Here is a 21,633-nt window from a genome sequence, read left to right as displayed (position 1 = left end):
TCGTTTGCCTAATAGCCGCCCCACAAACGGATGGGGCGGCATTCCACACAGAATCTTTCCATGATACCCTTTACCATGGTGACTTATATGCAGCCTGTTTACCATATCGCGCGTTGGGCGATTCTCTGTTCGGCGATTCTGCTTTCCGCTGTTCCGGCATTGGCGCAGCGAACAACCAAAACCCAAACAGTGGTGCTGGACGACAATCAGGGGCCGGCATCAACCATCACCCTGCAAACGCCCACCGTACCGTTCACCAGCTGGACCATGACCCTTCCCGACGGCCCTCCAGGAAGCGCGGGGAGCTTGCTTACTTCGGACCTCACCGGCAAATTGTCGTGGCTTCCTGGGGTTCCACAAAGTGGATATTGGACGCTGACGGGGAACGCTGGGACGACCGCTGGAACCAACTTTATTGGAACCACAGATAACGTCGCTTTCCAGATCCATGTCAACAATGTTGCGGCCGGAACATTCGGAACTTCCACGCAAGGCAACGGGCGGGTGATGCGGTTCGAGCCAACAAATCTTAGCCCAAACATCCTGGGCGGGCATCACGATAACACGATCACCACCGGCGCACGTGGGGCAACGATTGCTGGCGGCGGATCCAATGCCAGCCCGAACAGCATCACCGGCGCAACAACAGATTTTGCGACCATCAGCGGAGGCGTTGGGAACACGGCTTCGGCCTCCAATGCCACTGTTGTTGGGGGAACAGGGAACACCGCATCGGGGGATGCAGGAACGGTTGGCGGGACAAACTCCACCGCAAGCGGAGCAAATTCCGTGGCATTTGGCACCGGCGTGACGGCAAGCGGTGCGGCAGCGGTGGCAATGGGGGGAAGCACCCAGGCGCGTGGCAACAACAGCGTTGCAATGGGATTGTCGGCACAAACGGCGGTGGCAGCAACGGCGGCTATCTCCTTGGGAAATAGCACTAACGCCAACGGCGTGAACTCCGTCGCAATGGGGAACAGCACCACTGCCAGCGGCAACACAGCAACGGCAATGGGGGGATCCACAACAGCTTCTGGCGACACCGCAACGGCAATGGGGAACAGCACCAACGCCAGCGGACGCGCCGCCACAGCAATGGGAAGCCAAGTGACCGCCAGCGGCAGCAACAGCATTGCAATGGGCCAATGGGTGACGGCCAACGCCGCTAACGCCATGGTGCTCGGCAAAGGTGTCAGCAACGGAACCCGTTTGGTGAACAGCACTGCTAACTCACTGATGGTTGGTTTTAACTCAGCATCCCCCACGCTGTTTGTTGGACCTTATACCTCACAAGCGGATAACCGTGGGTATGTCGGTATCGGCACCGCAACGCCGCAAGCCCGCCTTGTGGTGGTGGGGGAGAACAACCTGGCAACCAGTGCTGCGCTGAACGTAACCAACAACGCGGGGACCTCGGCACTGCTTGTGACGAACAATCGGAAGGTGGGCATTGGCGGGTTCAACGTGGCAACGGTGGATACTCCAAAAGCACGGCTGCACGTGCGTGGGCTTAGCGATGGTGATTTCACCAGTATCCTTCCAACATTGGCCTTGAACATCAGCAACGCCGCTGGGGACCCACTGCTTCTGGTGCGTGACGATGGCCGCATGATGATTGGCACAGCCAGCGCGCCTTTTGCCGGGCTTACATCAAAAGGAAGCATTGGCCCAAGCACAAGCAATACCTACGATTTAGGCTCCTGCGACCTTCAGTGGCGCGACGTGTACGTCAACCGCGATATGCTTTTCACGTGCAATACCTCTACCGGGCATAGCCGCGCAAAATTCAATTATAACACGGCTGCAACCGCCCAGTATCTTGATATCTCGGTGGGAACCGGAACCGCTGCGCCCACAACAGCAATGGTGATTGCCGAAAACAACAAACGCATTGGCTTCACCGATGGAAATGCGGCAACCCTTCCCGATCCTTCTTTCAATACCTCAGGGAGCGGCGTTGCTCCGCAAGGTGCGTTGGATATTCGCTCATCAACGGGCGCGCTTATTATCCCACGCATGACACAAGCCCAGCGGCTGGCACTATCAATGGTGCTTGGCAGCATGGTCTATCAGACCAATACCGTTGGGGCCAGCACCGAAGGATTCTATTTGTGCGAGACGGTGGCGGGCGTTCCAACATGGGTACGGAAATAGCAAGCGATTTCCCCCTTTCGATGTGTCACGTGAACCTTAGAACAAGAAGCAAGAACCGATGAAACCTTCGGTACAACCATATCTCCTGGCCTTGTTGTTGGCGTTGGCCGCCACCCCCACATTTGCGCAGCGTGCAACGTGGGCGGGGAATCAGTTGGAACTTGACGACAACACCGGCAATACCGTTACCCTTGCCAGCCCTGCCTACACCTTCATCACCAGTGCCAACGGCCGTGACTCGCTCCTTTATAGCTATGCGCTGAAGTTCCCTACCTCCCCAGCACCGGCACCAATTGCCCCAGGCGGACCGTTGAACACCTACTACTGGGTTACCGATCCCGACGGAACAAGCTATTGGAGTACAGTCTATCTTACTGCCGGATTCTGGTTAAGCATGGGGAATGGCTCCACAGTGGTCGGGACAAATTTTCTTGGAACCTACGACAGTACCGATTTCAGCATCCACGTGGACCACGCCGGCCTTGCCGGGCAGGGGCGGCAGCGGGTGATGCGATACCAGCCGCGCCTAACAAGCCCCAACGTGCTTGGCGGATTCAGCGGTAACTCCATTACCGGGGTTGCGAACGGTGTGGTAATTGGTGGCGGTGGGCAAAGTGGCGGGACCAATCGGGTCTCATCGGCAACGGCGAATAATGCCACTATCGGCGGTGGTGTCAACAACAATGCTTCGGGGGCTAATGCAAGGATTTTTGGGGGAAGTGGCAACGCGGCATCGGCGACGGGTGCTATTGCCGGCGGAACATCGGCAAACGTAAGCGGCGCAAATGCTGTTGGCGTGGGAAGCTTGGTGGTGGCTTCCGGGGCGGCGGCAACGTCGTTGGGAAGCTCAACAACCGGCAGCGGGGCAAACAGCATTGCAATGGGGCTACAGGCACAAGCAACCAACACCCGATCGGTTTCGCTGGGCAATGCTACGGTTGCAAGTGGCGCTAATGCTGTTTCGATGGGCAGCGGATCGCGGTCCACCAATACCTCATCGGTTGCAATCGGCGGATTGGATACCGCTTCGGGAGCAACATCGGTGGCGATTGGGAACACGGCCGCAGCAACCGCAACCTCTGCCGTTGCAATCGGTTCGCAGCTTGATGCACGGCAAACATCGGCAATGGCATTCGGGCAGTTTACCACGGCCGATGCCGCCAATGCAATCGCCATGGGGAGGGGGTTCGGGGCAACAGCAAGCGATCGTTTAATCAATACTCGCGCCAACAATATGGCCATTGGATTCCGCGATGGAACCGGCAGCGGTTCGTCCACGGCAAACTTCCCTGCGCTTTCTGTTGATGGCCAAAATGTGGGTGTCGGCATCGAAAACCCAACGGCACGCCTGCAGATTCGCGCCGAAACCAACACCGGAAGCGGCGCGTTGGCTCCAGATGGAATGTATGCCTTGGATGTCCGCGACGCGGTCACGAACTCGGTCGGCTCGCATCTGTTTGTGCGCCATTCCAACAACGCCGGGCATTACCATCCCGGGGGGAGCTTGGTGGCAAACGGCGGATTCATTGGAATGGGCGACCCCTTTGCGACCCCAGTGATTGACGACACCGCACGGGTGATTATCCGAGGGATGAGCAACACCAATACAACGTTTGCGCTGTATACCGAGGACAGCACCGCCGAGCCACTGCTGGGGGTGCGCGATGATGGCCGTTTGATCTTCTTCCAGAATACGGTTACCGATTTCGATGGGCTGAATATCAAAGGGCACGTTGGTCCGCAAGCCAACGATGTGTTCGATATTGGAAGCTGTGATATCCAATGGCGCGATCTTTACTTGGCCACGGGTCGCCGGTTCTACTACGACCGCTCCATCCTTCAATTCAACTCAACGAACGATTACCTCGATTTCCAAATCTTTGACACCACGTTGGTGGGAACCAGCGATGTAACCCAAAACTCTAGCAATGCAACGTGGACTCCTGCGCTGAGCTTAGGAAGCTATACCGCTTCCCAAACGTTCTCACCTGGCGGCGCAGGCTCGGTGGATCGTGTCGAAGTTTACTTCTCATCCTTTACGCCAAGCTCCAATATCACCCTGACCGTTTCCGGCGGGATTGACGCTCCAAAATCGGTGACGATCACCACGCCAGGCGTTTCTTCGGCAGGGTATCTAACGTTTGAAATCCCACCGTACAATATCTACGGTTGCGGCGAGGTGCTTACCTGGACCGTGACCTCGACCTCGACGTTCACAATAGATATGTACGACCGCACCCCATGCTTTACCGGGCTTTCCAGCGACCGCGCCCAGTTCAATTACACAGCCGATCCGCCCGCGGCGGGATGGTCCAACACTGGCGGAATCTACGGCGGCGGAAGTGCCGACATCACCGACCAGCTTGGGGGAACCGCTCCGATTATCCAACGTGATACGCTCTGCGGCGCAACCGATGCCCTCTTGGGCAACTGCTACACTGGAGGAACCTTATGTGGTGGCACTGGGACGGCTGATCTCAGCTCGTATATCCAACTGTTCGGCGGGGCAACGTCCGTGAAGCAAGTCAACACCTACCCGATTGATTACCGCTTCCGCACCTACCGGATCAACGATCCCTCGAACGCCATGGCGATTAAATCGGCGGCCAACCACCGCACGGGCATTGGCACAACAGCACCCCAGGCGCAGCTGGATATCGTCTCAACCACCGGGGCAATGATTCCGCCACGCATGACCCGTGCGGCGATGCTGGCCTTGCCGGCCATTCCCGGTTCGCTGGTCTATCAGACCGATACGCCCGCCCCTGGTACTCCCGAAGGGTTGTATGGCTACGATGGAACAATCCCCGGTTGGAAAAAACTTTAAGCAATCAAGAATTCTTTTGCCGTTCGGTCCTGTTAGTGCTACGTTTACTGCGGGCGGAAGGCTTGCGGGGGAGAGTAGGGAGGGTGGGGGCTTGAACCTGTGGGAATCCTTCATACACACTATCACCAACGGAGGCTGAATGCTAAAGGAGTTCAAAGAATTTGCCATGCGCGGAAACGTCGTGGACCTTGCGGTCGGCGTGATTATCGGCGCGGCGTTTGGGGCAATCGTCAACTCAGTGGTCAACGACCTTCTGAACCCTTTGTTGGGGCTTATTCTTGGCAAGGTGGATTTCGCCAATCTTTTCCTTCTTCTCCGCGAAGGGGAGAAGGCCGCCGGTCCCTACAAAACCCTTGCCGATGCACAAGCCGCCGGCGCAGTGACGATGAATTATGGGATGTTCATCTCCGTAGTGATCAAGTTCATTCTCACCACGTTCTCCATTTTCCTGATGGTGAAATGGATGAACAAAATGCGCAAGCCCGCACCGGAAGCACCGCCCGCAGGTCCAAGCGCCGAAGAATCCTTGCTGACGGAAATTCGCGACTTGCTGAAGTCACGGAACTAACACACAAAAAACTTGGATAGCCAACGGCGTTCCGCTAAGTTCGGAACGCCGTTTTTCATTACTGATCCCGACGATGCTTCTCTCCGCCATGAAACCAGCCCTTGCTTCGCTTGGTGCCGCCTTCTTGCTTTGCTCGTTCCTTTCCCTTGTTCTCTCCGCCTGTGCCAATAAGCCATCTGCCCCTGCGGCCCCCATTGTTGGCGACCCCGTGGCGATGGACACCATCTACGTACCGATTGAACCGGCATGGGGCGGCTTTAGCAAACCGGAGGATGTGCTGGCCGGACGCGAACCGTTCATCTACGTTGCCGACACCCAGAACGACCGCGTGGCAATGCTGGACCTGGCCGGAAGAGTGGTGGGATATTCAAAACCAATCCGCCGTCCGGTGGCGCTGGCGCAGGATTACCGGTTCCGGCTGCTGGTGGCCGGGGAACTTGACACCACGATCCAGGGGAGGGCAACCACCATCGGCGCGGTGTATCGGATTGACCTTGCCGCCACGCAGCATGCCATTGCTGCGGCACCAATGGAGTTGATGTGGGCCGAGCCATCAAAGCCCAATCGCCGGTTTACTGGCGTGGCCGCGCTTCCTGATAACGGGTTCCTTGTTGCGCGGGTCGGCCCGCTGAACACCTCGGCAGTGGACCCCGACAACAGCGTGTTGGAGATCAGCCAGAATGGGACGCTGATCTCCCCAGTTGGCGCGGTTGCTCCGGTGGGAAACGCCATTGGCTCCATTGCCGGATTGACCTCAATCCTTACCCAGGAGAACGGGCGAAGTTTTTCCATCACCCAAAGCGACCCCGGGCAGCAGTTCCGGTTCCAATCGTTCACCTACTCCTCAAGCTCGGAAGGCGAAGGCTGGCAACCAACGTTCCCGCCACAGTTTCAGCTTGGCGACTTGATGAACATCGAGCGATTTACCCAGCCGGAGGATGCCGCCCAGGACCGTTTTGGAAATATCTACGTGGTGGATGCCGGGCGCGATAGCGTGTACAAATTCAACAGCAAGGGGATGGAGTTCCGCGGGCAATCGTTCGGCGGCGCGGCGGTCCTGAAGAACCCCCACGGCGTGGCCCACCACGACCGCACCCTGTACGTTGCCGACACCGACAACAACCGAATCGTCCGCTTCCGGTTGACCACGGAGAATTGAGTTCGGCAGAGAAACTGAGTTCGGCAGAGAAATAAAAAACGGGTTGGCAAGGGATATCCTTTCCCCTGCCAACCCGTTGATTGTTCAGCAACGTGGTGTTATTCCACCCGGTCCCCACCTTCCCACTCGCCCCGTTCGCTGTTGGTGGCGGCGGTTTCGCTGGGGGCGGTGTTGGCACTTGTTGGGCTATCGGCGGCGGTGGTGGCGGCCCGGCGTTCCTCGGGGCGCATCATCGGGAAGAAGATCACGTCGCGGATAGATTCCTCGCCGGTCAGAAGCATCGTCAGCCGGTCAATGCCCACGCCAAGGCCTGCGGCGGGGGGCATTCCGACTTCAAGGGCGTACAGGAAATCGTTGTCAATCAGCATTGCTTCGTCGTCGCCGGCGGCGCGCAGCTTGGCTTGTTCGGCAAAGCGTTCGCGTTGGTCGCGGGGGTCGTTCAGCTCGCTGAAGCAGGGGGCAAGCTCCTGGCCGTTGACAATCAGTTCCCAGCTTTCCACCAGCCCGGGTTTGCTTCGGTGGCGTTTGGCAAGGGGGACCATCTCGGTTGGGTAATCCATCACGAACGTCGGCTGGATCAGGTTTGGCTGCACCCGCTGGCTGAAGATTTCATCAATGATTTTCCCCGCCCCCATTGTCCCATCCACGCCGATATGGAGTTCGCGGGCAACGGTGCGGAGCGTGTCGGCATCCATTCCGTCAATCCGGTGGCCGGTGTATTCGTAGATCAGCTCGTGCATGGTGGCGCGGCGGAACGGGCGGGTGAAGTTCAGTTCGCCCGCAGCGGTCCGCACCCGCAGCGACCCGTTGACGGCCAGCACCACCTCGTTCAACATCTCCTCCACCATCTCCATCATCCAGAGGTAATCCTTGTAGGCCACGTACAACTCCAGCATGGTGAATTCCGGGTTGTGGGTTTTGTCAATCCCCTCGTTGCGGAAGTTCTTGCCAAGCTCATACACCCCTTCGAAGCCGCCAACAATCAGGCGTTTCAGGTTTAGCTCAAGGGAGATACGGAGGTACAGGGGGATATTCAATGCGTTCAGATGGGTGCCGAACGGGCGCGCCGCCGCGCCGCCGTACATGGTGTGAAGCACCGGGGTCTCCACCTCCAAATATCCACGCTGGTCCAAGTAGCGGCGGATGGTGGTGATGATCTGCGCCCGCTTGCGGAAGGTGTCGCGCACTTGCGGGTTTACGGCAAGGTCCAGATACCGCTGGCGGTAGCGAAGCTCCTTGTCGGCAAATTGGTCATGGACAATCCGGTTCCCATGCTCGTCGGTTTCCTCCTTTGGCACTGGCAGCGGGACCAAGCATTTGGTCAGCATCTGGACCGTTTGCGCGTGCAGGCTTATCTCCCCGGTGCGGGTGCGGAACATGAATCCCTGCACACCGATGATGTCGCCAATGTCGAAGAGCTTCAGGTGGTCGTAGTTCGGCAGGTCATCTTTTTTTAGATAGATCTGGATCCGCCCGCTGTCGTCTTGCAGGTGGAAGAAGCTGGCTTTCCCCATGCGGCGGATTGCCACCACCCGCCCGGCAATGGCTGCTTGCAGTGGTTCCGGCGCATCGTCGCGGAACAGCGCGCGCGCGGCGGCGGCATCGTAGGTTTTGGGGAAGGAGTACGGGTAGGCAACCACCCCTTGGGTTTCCAGCTCGTGAAGTTCTTCGTACCGGCGTGCTACCTGATCGTTCTCGAAGGTGTTCATTACGTAATGGCTCAATGATGGCTCTGGTAGAAATCAGAAGGGGGGGAGGTTGCTGTCGTCCAATACTTTCTCCCCCCTGACTGTTTCATCCTGTTGATGAAGGGTGACAAATCTACGTAATCCCCAAAAGTGGTTCGCATGATTTCCGTGCAGCGTGTATCTTATAAATGGTTTGGTACAGGTTTGGCGGCACGGATGCCCCCACTGCGGAATCGGGAATGCCCAGCAGGAACATTTGCTGGCTGTTGGCCGGTTCTCATCACTCCCCCATCCACAAACAAGAAACGCACAGCCCCCGGCTGCACAACACACAACAGCATAACATCCAATGATTAACCGCTACACACACGCCTTGCTCCGCATATTCTTGGTGATGGGAATTATCCTTATCGCCACGGCTTCGGCCCATGCCCAAAAATTTGACTTCCGCGCCGTTCATCTTCTTGAGGGTGGGGGGGCCGTTGATGTCCATTTCAACGACCTTGCCACCCCAACAATCCAGGGGCTGGAATCGGAACATATGTCGGCCGTGATCCCCGGGCTTCCGGTGGGTGCGGGAAGCGTGAACGTCAAGGTTGTGGCCGCCGGGGCCGGAGTCGCTACTCCGATTATCGCCTCCGACATAGCGGTTGCTTCCAGCACCGATTATCTGGGAATCGCCTACGGAGCCAGCAACGCCAGCAGCACGCCAAAGTTCACGGTGCTTAGCCGGCTGAAGAACAATATCCCGGCCGCCGGAAAAGCGTTGTTGCGGGTGCTTCATGCCTCGCAGCTGGCTGACTCGTTCGACATCTATTTGGGAACGGTGGCAACTGGCCAGGCGATGTTCACGAATATCCGCCCCGATAGCGCAACGGTGTTCAAGTCGGTGGATGCTGTTGCCGCAACGCTGATTATCACGCGGAACGGCTCGACGCAACCGCTTGCGCAGTTTATCGCCCCGCTGGCGAACCTTTCCTACACCACGTTGGTGATAACCGGAAACGCCGCCAACAACCTGAAGGTCTATGAGATCAACGGAGCGTTGGGGGGAACCACTGCCGTGAAAATTCCGCTGCTGCAAGGCGCGTCCACTCCGCCAGCATTTATCCGTGCGGTGAACGCTTGGCCGCAATCCAATGTGCCGAAAGTGGATGTCTATTTCGATGGGAACATCCGCACCACCAAGCTCCCGTACCGCAGCGCCGCCGAACGCTACGGCCCGCTAACTGCCCAGGAAGCCACGCTCAGTTTTGTTGCCGCTGGCGAAAACCCCGGGAATCCGCTGCTGACCACAAAGGTTCCGCTCCATCCCGACACCGGCTACGCCGTGGTGCTGACGCAGTTCGACAACGGAGGCCGCACCCACCTGCTGATGCGGCGGTGGCTTTCGATGAAAATTTCCAATCCAAACGTGGCAAAGATTCGTGTGGCGAACGTTACCGACTTCTACGGCCCGCTGACGATTGTGCTGAAGCCCTCCGGAGCCGACACGGTGATGTACGACAGCGTTGCCTTCCTGGACTACACGCAGTACCGCGACGTGCCGTCGGGGATGGTGAACTTGCAGGTGTTCCGCCGGGGTCAGGAAACGCCGATCTACACCGGCGACTTGCAGATGTACGGCTCCAGCATCGTCACCTTCCTTGCCCTGGGGGATAACCTCCGCTTCAATGTTGACATCTTGAACGATTCGATCCCAACCCTGCAATCGCCAATGCGCTCGTTCGACCCCGCCGCTGGGGTGGAGGACCAGCTTCGCGAGGGAGCCAAGCGGCTGCGGCTTTCGGTGGTTCCGAACCCGGCTTCCGCCACCGCGCAAGCGATCTTCAGTTTGCCAGCGTCCGGCAACGTCACCCTAACGATCTATGATGCAATGGGGCAAGTTGTTGGAACGGTTGCCGATGGAAGAATGGAGGAAGGAAATCAGGCGATAGTGCTTCCGCTGCAGGACCTTCCGGCGGGCGTGTACAGCTGCGTGGTCCGAACCGACGCGGGGATCATGGCCGCCAAGCGAGTGGTGGTGGCAAGGTAGATTGCGGAAAGGGACGGTGGTGGCCGGGACCTCTATTTTTGGGGGAATCCTACATTCTGGCCCCAATCAAATTGCCGCTTTCGTACAAGCGCATTCCGCGGCGGAAGAACCAGCTGGCGATGATCGGCGAGATCATCGCCAGCCCGGCAAGCAGTGCCAGCATTGGCGCGCTTGGGGCAATCGCTTGTTCGGCCTGTGCGGTCCCTAAATACGCAGCGGGGATGATGGTGTACAGAACAACGCGGACAGCAAACGAGAAGATGGTTGCCGGCTTCTTCGCAAAATGGAGGATGACCGACATCAGCTTAATCACCACCAAGTAGTTGCCAAGCCGGAACGTCAGCGCGTGGATGATGACCAACCAGGAGCCAAAAATCGCCACACCAACCGCCACCCCAAACAGATAGAGTCCGATGCTTTGCAGGGTGAGCGGCATGACGGCGGCGTACACGGCGGTTCCGGTCAGCAGCTGCACGGCCCGCAGCGGTTGCGCTCCCGAAAAGAAGAGTTGAAAAATTGGGGATTTCGGCTGCACCAAGAACAGGTCGAATTGCCCTTTGATAATCAGCTCGGAAGCGTCCCAGATATGGTTCCCCATCAGCGTATCCAACCCGGCATAGATCACGTGGTTGAAGGCGATCAGAGCCACGATCTGCTCGTACGTCACCCCACCAACCCCGCCGGAGATACCGAAGAAGAGTTTCCAATAGAACAGGTACATCCCAACTTCCAGAAGCGAGAGGACCATCTCGAACAAAAAGTTGGTGCGGTACTCCAACGCGCTGCGCCAGTTTACCCGCATGAAGGCAATCAACAATGTGAAATAGCGGTGCAGCGTGCGCATCGGTTATTTTTGCCGCGGTTGAAGCAACATCATTCGTTTCCCAACAACTTCAATGGAACTGACAATCCCGTTCGCGGTGGAAGGCTCTCCACAAAAATGCGTTATCGAGCTGCGCGATCTTAGCTCGCGCCCCATTCATCGCGTTTTCCAGGGCATCTGCCAGCCCGGGGTTCATACCATTCAATTCAACCTCCGCACCTTGCCGCAGCCGTTGGATGCGGGCATCTATCTGCTGTCGGTGGAAATTGGCCAGCAGCAGGAGACGCGACTGGTTCAGTATATGCCGTAAACGATTCGGGGCGCAGGCGGTGGCGGGTTATCGGACCCGAACCTCCGCCACCCCAAGCTCATCCACTACCGCTCGGATATGATCCCCGGGGTTGATTGCCACGGCGGCGGTTGCCCCGCCCGCCAGGACAATCTGCCCGGCTTTTAGCGATTCGCCACGGCGTGCCAGCATATTCGCCAACTCCGCCAGCGAGCGTGCAGGGTGTTCCAAGATTGCTGCGCTGCTCCCTATCTCCACCGCAACGCCGTTGATTTCCATCACGATTCCCAAGTTCCCCAAGTTGACCGCATCGGGCGGTTTCACCAAGTCCCCAAGGGCAAACAGCACTGCCGAAGTGTTGTCGGCCACAACATCGGGAAGGGTGAATTTAAAGTCGCGGTAGCGGCTGTCAATAATCTCCAGCGCGGCGCAAACCCCTTCCACGGCAAGCAATGCCTCGGCCGGGGTAACTGGACCGGACAGATCACGTTTCAGCAGGAAGGCCACCTCCGGCTCGATGCGCGGATGGATCAAATCACCATGCTGAATCGTTGCGCCGTTGTTCAGGATCATGCTGCTGGTAAGCCTTCCGTAGATCGGCTCGTGGACCCCCATTTGCTCCATTTTGGCACGGCTGGTCAACCCCATTTTCATCCCCACCAGCCGTTCGCCCCGCTCAATTCGCCGCGCCACGGATGCAGCTTGGATCTGGTAGGCAACCTCCATCGTTAGCGCGGGGTTGGTTGCGGCAATTTGGTCTATCTCGGTTCGGTTCATCGCCGCGTCATCAACGATAGCGGCAAGTTGTTGGATATTTTCTGGAGACATGGTGTTGGTTACAATAATTGATCGCGCAGTATGGTTCAATGGTTATATTTGCCATGAGTCTGAAACTCAGCACGACTGAGGAGTAGGACTCCCCCGGGACGGCTCAGCCGCCCCTTTTTTTTTACCGTTCCACAATTCCTAAAGGGTGTTTTTTGGATGCTTGACGCACTAATGCAGCATCCAATCGAGAATAAAAAGTAGTGGCTCCTTTCTTACGCATATAGGCGTTAGGTTCATATAACTGACGTGCTGAGTAAGCAATCACATCAACAATCTGGTGGAAAAGAGATGTTGATGAGTTTTTCATAAATGGATCCTCCACAATGTGGGTTATTGGGGAATTCTGTACACCTGTATTGTTCTGGTATGGAATTGGGTTATATCTACGCATTTTGCGTAGTAGGGCAATCAGCTTTTGCCCATCGGTGTTATCCGGTAGAATTAACCCACGATCTTCAGAATTTGCATGCCCTCGAAAATTTTGATGGCGAATAGTGTTCTCAAGCCTTTGAATTAGGGTCTTCCATGCGATTTCAAAGACATTAGCCGGATGCTTATGCTTATTTATAGCAACGGTAATGACGCTCACAGTAGTTTGACTTGCTACCCAATCAAGGCATTGCTTCATAATATCAAGCCTATCATTCCTTTTAATGCGCGATAGCGTGCCCGGTTTGTTAATGAAATGAACAGCGTGAATCTCTTCACGAATTTTCAACCCTTTTGTATCCCTAAGATGCCTCCGCAACTGAACAAGTGAATCAAGGGCTTGATGCCACTGTAGTTCGTGAATAATCAAGGCACTAAGAATGAAATACGTTGTTGGGCTTCGAGCGATGTCTCCCGAATCGCCACTTTCATCCACATATATTAAATACATAGCCTATAGAATCGCTTGTAGTCGGTTATCTGATTTATCGATGAACGCGCCTTGAAATGCTGAAAAACACCCTGCTTTCAGTAAATCCATAGCCTGCTCCCCAATTCCAATTTTTCTCGTCAATACAAAAACATCGGCTTGCCGATCACGCTTCGGACTTTTGGGCGGTACTCGGTGGGGTCGTACAATTCATCAACGTCCACCCGTTTCAGCCCGCTGCTGATGGCACTCATTGGAATGTGGGTGTAAACTCCGTCACGCAGGGCCACCATCCGGCCCCGCGCCCCGCTTTTAATTAGGTCCACCGCCATGTTGGCGAAGTTGGTGGCCACCATCAGGTCCAACGCATCGGGCGCGCCGGAGCGCATCAGGTAGGCCACTTGCTGCAGGATAATATTCTCCCCCGTCAGCCGCTTCAACGCCTCGCCGGTGATCTGACCAATCCCCCCCAATTTCCGATGCCCGTAGGCATCTTGCTCGCCATACTCCACCACCTTCCCGCCAATCATGTGCGCCCCCTCGCTGACGGTGACCATCGCGTAGTTGCTGGGGTTCTCCCGTTTGTCGCGCAGGATTTGCTCGGCAAGGCGTTCGGGGTCGAACGGAACCTCGGAGATCAGGGCGCGATCAACGCCGGCAAGGTAGGAGCTGATAAGGCTGGTTTCGCCGGAGTTGCGGCCAAACAGTTCAATCACCGCAATCCGCTCGTGCGATCCGGTGCTGGTCCGTAGCTGGTGGATAAACTGCACGCTGCGCGTCACCGCCGTTCCGAATCCGATGCAGTAGTCGGTCCCGTACACGTCGTTGTCCATCGTTTTCGGAATCGCCACCACCGGGAACCCCTCGCGGTGCAGCCGCTCGCCGTAGCTTAACGTGTCGTCCCCTCCGATTGGAATCAGGACGTTGATCCCCAGATGCTCCAGATTTTTCAGGACGTGCGGGGTGAAATCACGCGGGCGTGGGTCCTGCGATTCTTCGGTTAGGTGATTTGGGTCGCGGAGGAATTCCGGTTCCTCCGAAAATTTCACGTTGCTGGGATTGGTCCGGCTGGTGTGCAGGAAGGTGCCGCCGGTGCGGTCAATCGTGCGGACGGTTTGCTTATCCAGCGGGATAACATTGGCAGCATGGGTGGCGGGGTCGTCGGGGTTGTAGTGAAGCAGCCCGCGCCACCCCCGGCGGATTCCCACCACTTCGTAGCCTTCATCAATTGCACGGTAGACTGCCGCTTTGATGCAGGGATTCAGCCCTGGCACGTCGCCGCCACCAGTTAGGATGCCGATCTTCATGGGTTGGTTCTCTTCTTGGATATGAGCGTTATCTGCGAACAGGATTTTCGCACACTGGCGGCGAAGATAGGAAGCCGGAAGGCAATGCCGTATGTGAAAGTTTGGCAGCGGAACGTTTGGGAGCGGAACCCACCATGGAACCCATCACCACCGGAAAAAAATCTGCGATAACCCCCTTGCCTGCCATTGCCCAAATCGAAGGCTGTCCAAACCGAAAATCGCTTCCCCACTAACCGCCAGCTGCGGCCTGTAGATTGGTAGCAACACAAATCGCAGCACACGTCCGGCGATAAAAAAGCAATCACATTATATCTGAGCAAGGAGAGCAACCATGAAAGCAAGAATGAAAACAAGAATGAAAGGGGGAATGAAACGGACCGTTCTGGCAATCGCAGCCGCAGCGATACTTGGCATCGGCGTTGGCACGCCCAGCGCGGTGGCGCAATCGGGAGAGGGATGCCTGCCGGCGGTTCAGAAAGCCACCAAGGAGATTATGGAGATGATCCAGCCATTCCTGAACCCGGGGGCGATGAAAGGATTCAACCCCCAACCGGAGCCACCAGGTCACCAACTCCGCCCGGGGGAAGCAAAAGGCTTTGACCCGCAGCCGGATCCGCCAAAGCTGAAAGGGCTTATCGGCCTGCTTCGCAACGCCTACCACAATGGAGTGCAGAAAGGAGGGAAGCAAAGTAGTGAGCTGGAGCGGCTTATCGGGCAGATGGAGTTGAAGCTCCGCCAGTTCGAGAAATCCACCACGCCAGCAATGGCCGCCCAAATCCTGAAAAGCATCATGCTGGATGCCGAGAAAATTATGCAGATGTAGAAAACAGGCTCCGCCGGGGTATGATCCCGACGCGGAAATAGATGCGGCAATGGATACCAAAAAAACGGCACTGGCGATTTGCTCGCCAGTGCCGCTTCCTGTTCAACGGTGGTTGTCCATAAGTCCGTTTCCCGTTTGCCCCACCCTTGTACCTCCCTGTGGTGATCCGGAGGGAGCCGTTAATTATAAACCACAGGGAGGCCACAGATTGGGCGCATGGGAGTTCAGACAGATGCAAAATGGGGCGAAAGAAATCCGAGGCAAACACTGCCGGAACAACACCACCGTTTTGGGGAATTGGTGGCGACGTTCCCGGCATGATCTCTATTAAAGCTGCACCGCTTTGCTCTGGTTCCCTGCTGGCGGGACCATCAAAGGGATTGGGGGAAGCGGGAACTGGAACTGGGCATCTTCCAACTGTGGCGTGGCTGGGGCGGTCATGATTCGTGCAAGGTGCTGCAACGCTCCGGGCGGAAGGATGCTGCTGAACTCCATGTCGCTTTCTGGAGCGGGCGCAATCGGCTGCTGCGGTGCCATTGGGGCATCTTCATCGTTCGGTGCCATTATCTCCGGCCCAAAGAAAAACATCTCAAACTGGCGCGGACCCTTTCCCCCTTTGAAATGGAATCTGCGCATCCGGCGGTCGCCATCGGGCCGGGGAAGCAGGTGGTTTTCCATTGCCGGAGCTTTCTCCAGCGTTGCGGTGATGGTCCGTTCCTGGTGGTCGCGAAGGATTCGGAGTTCAACGGTTCCTTCGTTGTGTTCGCGGATCATTCGTGCGGCATCGTTGGGGTTGTTTACGGGCTTCCCATCAACTGCCAGAATGATGTCGCCGGCCAGCAGTCCTGCGCGTTCGGCGGCGGAGCTGTCCACCACTTCGCTGATCAACGCGCCGCTGTTTCTGTCGGCACCGAAGTATTTGGCAAGCTGCGGGGTAAGGTCTTGCATCTGGACCCCCAAGCGTGGGCGGCCTGAGCCGAAAGGCATACACGCGATTTCCGGGGCACCGGACCACCCGAAGTTGAAGCTGTGGCAGCCACCCGGCATTGTGGTGTCGAAGCTCCAGGCGGTGTCAATTCTAATGTTGAAGTCTTTCAGGTTTTCCAAGCCTTTCAGCCCCTCAAGGTTTTCCATCCCTTTCCATTCTTTCAAGCCTTTCAAATTTTTCAGCGATTCGCCGATGGTGGAATCCAGGTTCATGCCTTCCATCTCGAATCTCTCGAATATCCCTTGTTCGCGCTTCCCAATCGTGGCGTTGATGGTCATTGGCGACCCGTTGCGCACGATTCCGATGCGGACGGTGCGGCCTGCCGGGGTTTCGCGAATCAGCCGTGTCAGTTGGCGGGTGCTTTCCACGCGGCTGTCGTTCCAGCCAACCACCACATCGTTGGCCAGCAATCCGGCTTTTTCGGCAGCGGTTCCTTCCATCACTTTGCTGATAACCACGCCGTACTCTTCTTTCAATCCCATCTCCTTGGCTTTGTCGGGGGTGACTTCTTCAATCTGGACCCCGAGGTAGCTTCCGCCGCCAAACGTCCGAACGGAGAGGCGGTGGGGGCGTTCAATGCGCGTGGCGGTGTCGGCCACGTCAAGTTCGGCGGTTGCGGTTTGTTGTGCGTGGATGGCAATCGAGCCGGAGACCAGCCCAGCCGATAGCAGAAGCAAAAGACGTTGTTTCATGGTTCGGAATCCTCCAAAAGGTATGTTGTTCAGCAGTGCTTGCGTGAAGTTCCGTTGGGACGGGAGGGGGGTGGAGATGTTCCGGCATGATTTTTTTTCTTTGTGATTGCTTCTGCGCGATTGCCCGATGCAGCACGGCGCGTTCTGCTGCATCGGGCAAGTGGCGGCTTGGCCAATGGCGTTGGCTACTGGCTGATATTCATGTGAAACTCACCATCGGTGATGGCAAACATTCTTCCAGACGCAGGATCGCGGACTATTGCCTCGAACACCCCCGATGCCGTGTTGTTCGTTAGGTCAACTGCGGTCAGGGTCAGCCGGAAGTAGCTGTTGGGATCGTTGTTGTTCACGAACTCCGTCAGGGTGTTTTGCGCAACAAACTGCATGGTGGCATTCCCCAGCATCACCTCGGTACCAACCTGCGGCAACGGCTGAATATCCAGTGTTAGGCCCACCGCTCCCGGGGAGAAGCTGGGATCAAGGGTGCGTGTGGTTGCGTCGAATGCCCGAACCTCTAGTTGTCCTCCCGATGGATTTCCCCCAGGCTGAAGCATCCGCAACCGGAAGAATGCTGTGTTATTTTCCTTGTTCCCACGGTATTCGGTGGTGTTTGATGTCACCGTGCTGGAGTGGGTCATCATCGCAGTAATCGCTTGATTCATGGTCATGGAGCTGGGGAGCTCCTTGTAATGGAAGACGAAATTTCGTGCGTTTTGCACCGCCGGAGCCAGCGTTTGCAAGGCATCGCAGGAGGCAAGGAAGGTGGCGGCGCAGGCAATCGCCAGTGTGGCGAGCAGTGGTTTCAGCATGAAGGTCATGGCGTTGTTCCCAGATAGTTTGAAGGTTGTTGTGATACTCGTGTAGGTTCCGTTCGTGCCCCGTGGGGCGGCTGCTGTTGCAGCATGGGAACAATCTATCGGGAGCGTCTTATGAACGGTGGATAGGCATCTTACGGCGCGTGGGTGGGGTGATAAAAAAGCTGAGAGGAAAGAATTGGGGGGGAGATTCTTTTCATCCTTCACCCTCCATCCTGTATTTTACCGCCATGCCAACAACCTCCTTGATATCCGATCCTTTACTGATCTATGTTCGGACCGTGCGGTTTGTGGGGCCGGAGATTGCGCGGCGGTATTACCGGATTTTTGGCGATTTGGAGTACGACCTGCTGGCACTGCGGGCCGAGGTGGTTTCCGCCGGGCATTTGATCCGTTTACTGGAGCAATCGTTTGCGGGGAATCGCCCGATGACTCCCGAGCTGGAAGGGGACATCCGGCACGCCGCCCACGAGGCCGCTGCAAACGAGTATCAGGGAATGGAGGGGTTGCGGATGGCGATCCGTTCGGCAAAGGAATTCCGCTACCAAGCGGAGCAGGAGCGCGAGTGCTACTGCTTGCTTGCCGACGTTGCCGAGGCGATCGTTGGAATTGCGGACCCCGCCCGCCGCCGCCGCGAACAAGAAACCTTAACCCTTGCCTGCGATGCCTACGGGCGGCTGGATGTGGTGGCATTGACGGAACTCCATGAGTTGGTGCAGCCGCTGCTATCGCTTGCCCGCCGCGAACGGTTGGAGGAAGCCGAGGAGGAGGAATGGCACCGGCGGATTGGAGAGTTGCAGCAATGCGAGCCGCTACGCCTTGCCCGCCACCTTGCCGATGCCGCCCACATCACTGCGCGGATGGATGAGCTGAAGCGGCGTGTGCAAAACCGAACCGCCGTGCTGACACGGCTGGAGCTTGCAAGCGCATCGCTGCTGCGGAATGGCCGGTTCCGAAATTGAGTGAGTAGAGGAGGGGGAAGAAAAGAAGTGGGGAGAGGGTGATGGAAAGAGGGAGAGAGAGGCAAACAGCATCAATCAACATTCAACCAAATATCAGCCGCATGATGGTTCGCAAAGAACGTACAATTCTTGTTGTGGGGGATCGGGTGTTGATCCGCTTGGAGAACGAGAGCGAGAAAACCCCGCACGGGTTGTTCCTTCCGCCGGGCGTTGCCGAGCGCGAAAAGATTCAGGCCGGGCATATCGTAAAAGTGGGGCCGGGGTATCCAATCCCCAACCCCAACTACAACGACGACGAACCCTGGGCACCCCAGCGGGAATTACTGCGGTATATGCCGTTGCAAGCCCAGGAAGGGGACTACGCACTGTTCCTACGGAACGAGGCCATCGAGGTGGAGTACGAAGGGGAGCAATATGTGATTGTCCCCCACCCGGCAATCCTGATGCTTGTCCGCGAGGAACTTCACGAGCAGGCGTGAGCGGCGCGGGAGGTGGGGGAAAGGGAGTGAGTAATCCCGGTTTGTTGTGAACGCCAGCCAAAGTAATTTCCAGCCCCCATCCCGAAGCATTCCGAAGAAACGTTGCAGCAGGAGGATGCATGAAGACAACTTGGAGGATTGCGGCAATGGTGCTGGCAACGGTAGGGTTGCCGGTGTCGTGGGTCCTGGCGCAATTGGCAAACGAAACGGGGCGGGTGGTGCGGCAGTGCGGGCGCGAGCGATGGGCGCAAAAAATCTTGGCCGATGACGACACCGCCATGATCAACTTCACCCGCGCCGGGCTGACCAGCATCGGCAACCTTGGGCAACTGCCGCGTGTGGTGGCCGATGAGTTTATGCCGCGCCAGCCATACGAGCGGAACATCTACTCGGTGGATGCCTTGCTCTGCGGGTACGCCCTTGATAACGACGGCAATTTTCGGCTCTATCTACGCGACCCCTCCGGCACGCATTCCATGCCCGCGCTGATCCCCGATCCCAACTGCCCGGAGATTGCCGCAACCCCCCGTGCAGAGATGTACCGGGCGGTTCGTGAATGGATCCGCGCCAGCGTTGGCAACCCCACCGATAGCGTTGCTTCGCCAGTTCTGGTGGCGGTGACGGGTGTGGGGCTGTACGAAGTATTGAATCACGAAAAGTGGATGGCCACAAACCGCCTGGCACTTCACCCGGTGATTGGGCTGCAGCCGATTGATGCTCCGCGATTAGTGGATCCGCCAACCATTGCGTCTTCGGCGGCAGCGGGAACGAAGCAGAAAAAAGGAAAGAAGAGTTCGGGGAAGGAATCCGCTGTTGCGACCGCAACCGCAACGCAACAATCCCCCACGGCCAACGGGTCGCCAGCCCAAAGCGTGACGCGAAGCACGGAGCAGAAACAGAGTTACCGCCGCACCGGAAAGCGGAAGAAGGGGAAGAAGTTCCGCCGTTACCGTCGCGGGGTATCGGGCAAACGGAATGGGTAATCGGTACCAACCAGCAAGCAGCAAGAAGGCCGATCTTTTTTCAAGATCGGCCTTCTTGCTGCTTTATGTTTTGGGGGGTTACTAGAAGCTGTCGGAGTTGGCGATGGCGGCAAGCATCCCGTTGTCGTCGTCGGAGATGATGGCGTTCAACACTTTCACGTCGTCCTCGCTAAGCACCAAGCTGCGGCTTCCGGCATCGGCGTACAGGGGACTGCTTGCTGCGGTGATGATTTCCGGTGTGGTGGCAATGTTTGGGGAATGGGGTTCATCGCCGTTGATGATGGATGAAAGCCCCCCGGTCATCACAAACAGCGTCACCCCGACGGCAGCTGCTGCCGAGGCCCAGCCGGTAATCATCGAGCGGCGGCGGCGCTGCTGGCGGCGTTCATCAATGCGGTTATGAACGTGGACCACGAAGTTCTGCCAGTATGCCGGGTGTGGCTCCTTCGGGCCTTCAACGTTCCGAAGCAGCATCCGCAGTTCGGCAACGTCGCGTTCAATCTCTTGATCGAGCGGGTCGTGGTTCATGGTGCTGTTCTGTTGTGCGTTCATGGCTGGAATCTATGGTTCTTGCTGTTGCTGTTCATCGTTGCTGGTTGGTCATCACTCGTTCTCTGTTATGCTTGGCATGGAGCATCTATCATATCAATCGTTGGCATTTACTCCATCTTCCCGTCGCCTTGCTCCACAAACTCATCGGGGTCCAGTCCTTCAAGGTTGATGGATCCGTGGTGCTTGCGGACGTAGGCGGCCACCTTCTTGACGGCATGATGGAAATTGGCTTTCAGCCCGCCAACAGTGGTCCCCAAGATTGCGGAGATCTGCTCGTACGGCATCTCATCATAGTAGCGCATGATGAACACCGCTTTTTGCTTTTGGGGAAGTTTTTCGATTGCCTCCTCGATCAGGGAGACGTTCTCCTTGCGGACCACGTCGGTGTCTTGCTCGGCATCGCGGCCCAGGAAGGGGATGTAGTCGGCAATGTCAACCAGCTTGCGAACCTTTTGTTTCCGCAGGTGGTTGATGGAAAGGTTGACAGCGATCCGGTAGAGCCATGTGAACAGGGCTGAATCGCCGCGGAAGGTGTTGATAGATTGGTAAGCACGGACGAAGACATCTTGGGTGATGTCGTCGGCATCCTCATGCACTTTCACCATCCGACGCACAACCCAATAGAGGCGCGAGTGGTAGCGGCGCACCATTTCGTTGAACATCTTATCGGTCTGTCCGGCCCGATGCAGTTCAAGCAATTGTTTGTCGTCAAGGTCAACCATGGTGCGCCTTCCGGGCGCTGCGGCAAGGGAAATAGCTGTGGTACTCATGACAGCCGGCTCCGACTTCGCAGCCCCTGTTC

Annotated in this window: 19 protein-coding genes; 10 read left to right on the top strand and 9 right to left on the bottom strand. The window is 57.1% G+C overall.

Annotated elements, in window-relative coordinates; genetic code table 11:
- Positions 1-60: 60 nt before the first annotated feature.
- From IPM61_00980 to IPM61_00965, 4 genes are all read left to right on the top strand, one after another.
- Positions 61-2,154: a hypothetical protein gene (locus tag IPM61_00980; protein MBK8909881.1), complete on the top strand. Its 2,094-nt coding sequence runs from the start codon at positions 61-63 to the stop codon at positions 2,152-2,154.
- Between the two features lie 58 nt (positions 2,155-2,212).
- Positions 2,213-4,981 (top strand): hypothetical protein, encoded by a 2,769-nt coding sequence (locus IPM61_00975; GenBank protein ID MBK8909880.1) that lies wholly within the window; start codon positions 2,213-2,215, stop codon positions 4,979-4,981.
- Positions 4,982-5,120: 139 nt separating this feature from the next.
- Positions 5,121-5,549 carry a large conductance mechanosensitive channel protein MscL gene (mscL, locus tag IPM61_00970; GenBank protein MBK8909879.1) on the top strand — a complete coding sequence of 143 codons (429 nt, stop codon included), beginning with the start codon at positions 5,121-5,123 and terminating at the stop codon, positions 5,547-5,549.
- A 73-nt stretch (positions 5,550-5,622) separates the two neighbouring features.
- The gene (locus tag IPM61_00965; GenBank protein MBK8909878.1) at positions 5,623-6,708 is read left to right on the top strand and encodes a hypothetical protein; all 1,086 of its coding nucleotides are present in this window, start codon (positions 5,623-5,625) and stop codon (positions 6,706-6,708) included.
- Positions 6,709-6,806: 98 nt separating this feature from the next.
- Here IPM61_00965 and lysS read toward each other — a convergent pair whose 3' ends face one another.
- Complete coding sequence (lysS, locus tag IPM61_00960) at positions 6,807-8,417, bottom strand: lysine--tRNA ligase (protein ID MBK8909877.1); 1,611 nt, start codon at positions 8,415-8,417, stop codon at positions 6,807-6,809.
- Between the two features lie 328 nt (positions 8,418-8,745).
- Here lysS and IPM61_00955 point away from each other — a divergent pair, with 328 nt between their 5' ends.
- On the top strand, positions 8,746-10,431 hold the full coding sequence (locus IPM61_00955; protein MBK8909876.1) for a DUF4397 domain-containing protein: 1,686 nt from the start codon (positions 8,746-8,748) through the stop codon (positions 10,429-10,431).
- A gap of 49 nt (positions 10,432-10,480) precedes the next feature.
- Here IPM61_00955 and IPM61_00950 read toward each other — a convergent pair whose 3' ends face one another.
- Positions 10,481-11,275 carry an ABC-2 family transporter protein gene (locus IPM61_00950; GenBank protein MBK8909875.1) on the bottom strand — a complete coding sequence of 265 codons (795 nt, stop codon included), beginning with the start codon at positions 11,273-11,275 and terminating at the stop codon, positions 10,481-10,483.
- Positions 11,276-11,327: 52 nt separating this feature from the next.
- Between IPM61_00950 and IPM61_00945 the strand changes: the two genes are divergently transcribed.
- Positions 11,328-11,564 carry a hypothetical protein gene (locus IPM61_00945; GenBank protein ID MBK8909874.1) on the top strand — a complete coding sequence of 79 codons (237 nt, stop codon included), beginning with the start codon at positions 11,328-11,330 and terminating at the stop codon, positions 11,562-11,564.
- Positions 11,565-11,591: 27 nt separating this feature from the next.
- Here the strand turns inward: IPM61_00945 and IPM61_00940 are convergent, their stop codons facing one another.
- From IPM61_00940 to IPM61_00930, 3 genes are all read right to left on the bottom strand, one after another.
- Complete coding sequence (locus IPM61_00940; protein MBK8909873.1) at positions 11,592-12,371, bottom strand: fumarylacetoacetate hydrolase family protein; 780 nt, start codon at positions 12,369-12,371, stop codon at positions 11,592-11,594.
- A 121-nt stretch (positions 12,372-12,492) separates the two neighbouring features.
- Positions 12,493-13,251, bottom strand: coding sequence for a DUF3800 domain-containing protein (locus IPM61_00935; protein MBK8909872.1), 759 nt, complete (start codon positions 13,249-13,251; stop codon positions 12,493-12,495).
- 119 nt (positions 13,252-13,370) lie between these two features.
- On the bottom strand, positions 13,371-14,537 hold the full coding sequence (locus IPM61_00930; protein ID MBK8909871.1) for a 6-phosphofructokinase: 1,167 nt from the start codon (positions 14,535-14,537) through the stop codon (positions 13,371-13,373).
- Positions 14,538-14,868: 331 nt separating this feature from the next.
- On the opposite strand from IPM61_00930, the gene IPM61_00925 reads away from it, so the two are divergent.
- On the top strand, positions 14,869-15,360 hold the full coding sequence (locus IPM61_00925; GenBank protein MBK8909870.1) for a hypothetical protein: 492 nt from the start codon (positions 14,869-14,871) through the stop codon (positions 15,358-15,360).
- Between the two features lie 327 nt (positions 15,361-15,687).
- On the opposite strand, the gene IPM61_00920 is transcribed toward IPM61_00925, so the two are convergent.
- Both IPM61_00920 and IPM61_00915 read right to left on the bottom strand, forming a co-directional pair.
- Complete coding sequence (locus tag IPM61_00920) at positions 15,688-17,040, bottom strand: PDZ domain-containing protein (GenBank protein ID MBK8909869.1); 1,353 nt, start codon at positions 17,038-17,040, stop codon at positions 15,688-15,690.
- A gap of 185 nt (positions 17,041-17,225) precedes the next feature.
- Positions 17,226-17,858, bottom strand: a complete 633-nt coding sequence (locus IPM61_00915; GenBank protein ID MBK8909868.1) for a hypothetical protein — start codon at positions 17,856-17,858, stop codon at positions 17,226-17,228.
- 227 nt (positions 17,859-18,085) lie between these two features.
- Here IPM61_00915 and IPM61_00910 point away from each other — a divergent pair, with 227 nt between their 5' ends.
- The 3 genes from IPM61_00910 to IPM61_00900 all read left to right on the top strand — a co-directional run bounded on the left by IPM61_00910 (position 18,086) and on the right by IPM61_00900 (position 20,279).
- Entirely contained in the window at positions 18,086-18,817 is a 732-nt protein-coding gene (locus IPM61_00910; protein ID MBK8909867.1) for a hypothetical protein, read from the top strand.
- 101 nt (positions 18,818-18,918) lie between these two features.
- A complete protein-coding gene (locus tag IPM61_00905) occupies positions 18,919-19,296 on the top strand; it encodes a co-chaperone GroES (protein MBK8909866.1) in 378 nt (125 codons plus the stop codon).
- A 119-nt stretch (positions 19,297-19,415) separates the two neighbouring features.
- Positions 19,416-20,279 (top strand): hypothetical protein, encoded by an 864-nt coding sequence (locus IPM61_00900; GenBank protein ID MBK8909865.1) that lies wholly within the window; start codon positions 19,416-19,418, stop codon positions 20,277-20,279.
- Positions 20,280-20,360: 81 nt separating this feature from the next.
- Here IPM61_00900 and IPM61_00895 read toward each other — a convergent pair whose 3' ends face one another.
- On the bottom strand, positions 20,361-20,831 hold the full coding sequence (locus tag IPM61_00895) for a hypothetical protein (GenBank protein MBK8909864.1): 471 nt from the start codon (positions 20,829-20,831) through the stop codon (positions 20,361-20,363).
- Positions 20,832-20,938: 107 nt separating this feature from the next.
- On the bottom strand, positions 20,939-21,601 hold the full coding sequence (locus tag IPM61_00890) for an RNA polymerase sigma factor (GenBank protein MBK8909863.1): 663 nt from the start codon (positions 21,599-21,601) through the stop codon (positions 20,939-20,941).
- Positions 21,602-21,633: the final 32 nt, after the last annotated feature.

Source organism: Chlorobiota bacterium, from assembly GCA_016710285.1.
In the GTDB taxonomy this organism is placed as follows: domain Bacteria; phylum Bacteroidota; class Ignavibacteria; order OLB7; family OLB7; genus OLB7.
The sequence above is the reverse complement of the archived record's forward strand: the minus strand, read 5'-3'. Positions and strand labels throughout refer to the sequence as shown.